Origin of the sequence: Kitasatospora sp. NPDC093558 (assembly GCF_040683475.1) — a bacterium.
Lineage (GTDB): Bacteria > Actinomycetota > Actinomycetes > Streptomycetales > Streptomycetaceae > Kitasatospora.
Genome location: NZ_JBFBDY010000666.1, coordinates 1 through 3,296, shown reverse-complemented (window position 1 = coordinate 3,296; position 3,296 = coordinate 1). Strand labels below are relative to the sequence as shown.

Below are 3,296 nucleotides of genomic sequence, written 5' to 3'. Positions count from 1 at the left end.
CGCCCACCCCGCCCCCCGCACCCGCGCCTGGAACCCCGCCTACGGCGCCGGCCTGACCCTCTTCGGCCTCCTGCCGCTGCTCGCCGCCGCACCGGCCCTCGCGATCGTCTACCCGATGATCGACGCCGACCGCACCCTGAGCCAGGCCATCCTCCAGCTCCTGCCCCTGACCATCCCCCTGACGGTCCTCACCCTCCTGTGCCACGCCACGCTCATAGTCCTGGCCGTGCGCCTGTTCTCCCTGCCGCTTCGCCCCGGCCACCACAGCGCGCACGGCAAGGTCGCCTTCTGCGCCTGGGCCGTCCACCGCCTCACCGACACCGCCCGCCGCAGCCTCTTCCCCCTCTACGCCAGCCTCTTCACCCCGCTGTGGCTGCGCCTGCTCGGAGCGAGGATCGGCCGGCGCGTCGAGGCCTCCACGGTCCTGTCCCTGCCCGGCCTCATGCGCGTGGACGACGGCGCCTTCCTCGCCGACGACACCCTCGTCGCCCCCTACGAGGTCCGCGCCGGCTGGCTGCACCTGGGCCCCTCCCGGGTCGGCAAGCGCTCCTTCGTCGGCAACTCCGGCATCGTCGGCCCCGGCCGCCACCTGCCCGCGGGCTCCCTGGTCGGCGTCCTGTCCGACACCCCCGCCCACGCCCCCGAAGGCTCCTCCTGGCTCGGGCGCCCCGCCTTCGCCCTGCCCCGCGTCGCCGACACCGGCGGCGAGGCCCGCACCTACGACCCGCCCCGGCGCCTGATGTGGGCGCGCGCCGGCGTCGAACTGTGCCGCCTGCTGCCGATCGTCCTGGCCGTCATCCTCGGCGACTTCGTCCTCGCCGCCTTCCAGGCGATCCGCGACGACTACGGCGTGCCCGTCGCCATCGCCACCGGCGGCCTCGTCCTCGCCGCGGCCGCCGTCATCGCCTGCGCGCTGACCACCGCCGCCAAGTGGCTGCTCGTGGGCCGCTTCCGCACCGACGAGCACCCCCTGTGGTCCTCCTTCGTATGGCGCAACGAGCTCTACGACACCTTCGTCGAGGAACTCGCCATGCCCTTCGGCGGCTCCAGCATCACCGGCACCCCCTACCTCAACTGGTGGCTGCGCAGCCTGGGCGCGCGCATCGGACGCGGCGTGTGGTGCGAGACCCACTGGCTGCCCGAGAGCGACCTCGTCACCGTCGAGGCCGGCGCCAGCGTCAACCGCGGCACCGTCCTGCAGACCCACCTCTTCCACGACCGCGTCATGCGCCTGGGCACCGTCCACCTCGGCGCCGGCTCCACCACCGGGCCGCACTCCATCGTGCTGCTCAACTCCGCCCTCGGCGAGGGCACCACCGTCGGCCCGGCCTCCCTGGTCATGCGCGGCGAGAACGTCCCCGGCTCCACCCGCTGGCTCGGCAACCCCGTCGCCGCCTGGAACACCGACCCCACCCCGCCGGCCGGCCGCCGCGCGGCCCGCGGCAGGCGCCGCGCCGCGGTGTGACCCAGGGCACAGCCGAGAAGCGATGAGTGCGCGGTGCGATCACGGTCCAATCCCGTGAAACGCACCGCGCATTGCTTTTTGGAGAGGGAAACCGCCATGACCGCAGCACCCGTCAAGGGCCCCGCCGGCTACTTCCCGGCGATCGAGAAGAAGTACGGCCGACCCGTCGCCCAGTGGCAGGACCTCATCCGCTCCAGCCCGCTCACCCGGCACATGGAACTCGTCGCCTGGCTCAAGACCGAGCACGGCCTGGGCCACGGCCACGCCAACGCCCTCGTCGCCCACACCCTCGCCCAGGCCTGATCTGCCCCGTCGGGCGGGGGCGGCCCCCGGCACGGGCGGGCATCGACAGGACGCCCGTGCCGGTGGTGCCGGGCCTCATTCGACAACTTCAACAGCTGTTGAAGTCAACCCCGGACTTCCCGTCAGGCCCGCGCGGGCGCCAGCCGCCCCGGCATCCGCCAGCCCTGCGCCAGGCGCGAGGGCGCAAGGCGCCGCCCCTCGCCGAAGAACTCGCAGAACTTCATGATCAGCGGGTCCCAGCCCACCGGGTCCACGTAGTGGTCGCTGCCCGGCACGAGCAGGCGCTCGTCCACGTGCGCGCGCACCACCTCCACCTCGAAGGCCGTGCACCGCCCGTTGCCCGCCAGCGGCCTCGCCGCCACCAGACGGCACTCCAACTGCACCGGGCACTCGGCGGCGCGCGGCGCCCGCACCACCTCCCCTGGCACCTCGGTCAGCCCCGCCGCCTCGAACTTGCGCGGCTCGTAGCGGTAGCCCTGCTCGCGCCGGTACGCGGGGATGACCGGATTGCCGGTCAGCAGCGCCAGCCGGTCCACCGCGTCGACCATCGCCGAGGAGGGCAGGTTGAGCACGCACTCGCCCTCGCGCAGCAGGTTCGCGGACGTCTGCGCACTGTTGCCCAGCCCCAGCAGACACGATTGGCCCAGCCACCACGCGGACGACATCGGCGCCAGGTTCGCGCCCCCGTCCGCGTTGCGGGAGCCGATCAGCACCACCGGGGTGCCGAAGTAGAGGACCTTGAGATCGGTGACCTTGTGCATGGCCCCGACTCTGCCGCGGCCCCGGATGCCGTGCTGGCGGGGATCGGACGCCGCGTTCGGCGGCCGCTGGTTCGGCGGCCGCTACAGGATGTCGCCGCGGGTGGCGACCGTGCGGGCCTGGCCGTCGGTCAGGCGGTAGGACAGGCCCACCACGCCCACCGTGCCCGCGGCGACCCGGGAGGCCAGCAGCTGCGAGCGCTCCAGCAGCAGGTCCACGCTCTGGCGGATGTGCTCGTCGACGATCGCGTCCGGATCCTCGATGCCCGCCGCCTTCGCCGACACCACGCTCGACGTCACCCGCTCCACCACATCGCGCACGAAACCGCCCGGCAGCCGGCCCTCCTCCACCGCCTCCAGCGCCGCCGCCACCGCACCGCACGAGTCGTGCCCCAGCACGATCACCAGCGGGCAGTCCAGCACGCTCACCCCGTACTCGATGCTGCCCAGCACCTCGGGACCCGCCACGTGCCCGGCCGTGCGCACCACGAACAGGTCACCGAGCCCCTGGTCGAAGATGATCTCGGCCGCCAGCCGGGAGTCCGAGCACCCGAACAGCACCGCGAACGGCCGCTGCGCCGGGGCCAGCGCGGCCCGGCGCCCGGCGTCCTGATTGGGGTGCTCGGGGCAGCCCGCGACGAACCGGGCGTTGCCCTCCAGCACCACCCGCAGGGCGTGGCGGGGGTCGGATACCGGAGAGGAGATCATGCCAGCACCCTAGATCGGCCCCGCCCGGCCCCGCAGGGCGGGGGCTCCGGCGCAGGTCAGAC

The 3,296-nt window shown here is 73.8% G+C and carries 4 protein-coding genes; 2 read left to right on the top strand and 2 right to left on the bottom strand.

Annotated elements, in window-relative coordinates:
* A partial coding sequence (locus AB0O00_RS33430; protein WP_363658247.1) for a Pls/PosA family non-ribosomal peptide synthetase occupies window positions 1-1,465 on the top strand: 1,465 nt, incomplete at its 5' end.
* Between the two features lie 96 nt (window positions 1,466-1,561).
* Window positions 1,562-1,768: a DUF4287 domain-containing protein gene (locus tag AB0O00_RS33425; RefSeq protein ID WP_363658245.1), complete on the top strand. Its 207-nt coding sequence runs from the start codon at window positions 1,562-1,564 to the stop codon at window positions 1,766-1,768.
* 122 nt (window positions 1,769-1,890) lie between these two features.
* On the opposite strand, the gene AB0O00_RS33420 is transcribed toward AB0O00_RS33425, so the two are convergent.
* Together AB0O00_RS33420 and AB0O00_RS33415 are read right to left on the bottom strand one after the other, a co-directional pair.
* A complete protein-coding gene (locus AB0O00_RS33420; RefSeq protein WP_363658243.1) occupies window positions 1,891-2,529 on the bottom strand; it encodes a flavin reductase family protein in 639 nt (212 codons plus the stop codon).
* Between the two features lie 81 nt (window positions 2,530-2,610).
* Window positions 2,611-3,234: a carbonic anhydrase gene (locus AB0O00_RS33415; protein WP_363658241.1), complete on the bottom strand. Its 624-nt coding sequence runs from the start codon at window positions 3,232-3,234 to the stop codon at window positions 2,611-2,613.
* Window positions 3,235-3,296: the final 62 nt, after the last annotated feature.

What these genes read in the sequence shown, in the direction of transcription:
- AB0O00_RS33425 (WP_363658245.1), top strand. Translation starts at nt 1,562, where the DNA reads ATGACCGCAGCACCCGTCAAGGGCCCCGCCGGCTACTTCCCGGCGATC.
- AB0O00_RS33420 (WP_363658243.1), bottom strand. Translation starts at nt 2,529, where the DNA reads ATGCACAAGGTCACCGATCTCAAGGTCCTCTACTTCGGCACCCCGGTG.
- AB0O00_RS33415 (WP_363658241.1), bottom strand. Translation starts at nt 3,234, where the DNA reads ATGATCTCCTCTCCGGTATCCGACCCCCGCCACGCCCTGCGGGTGGTG.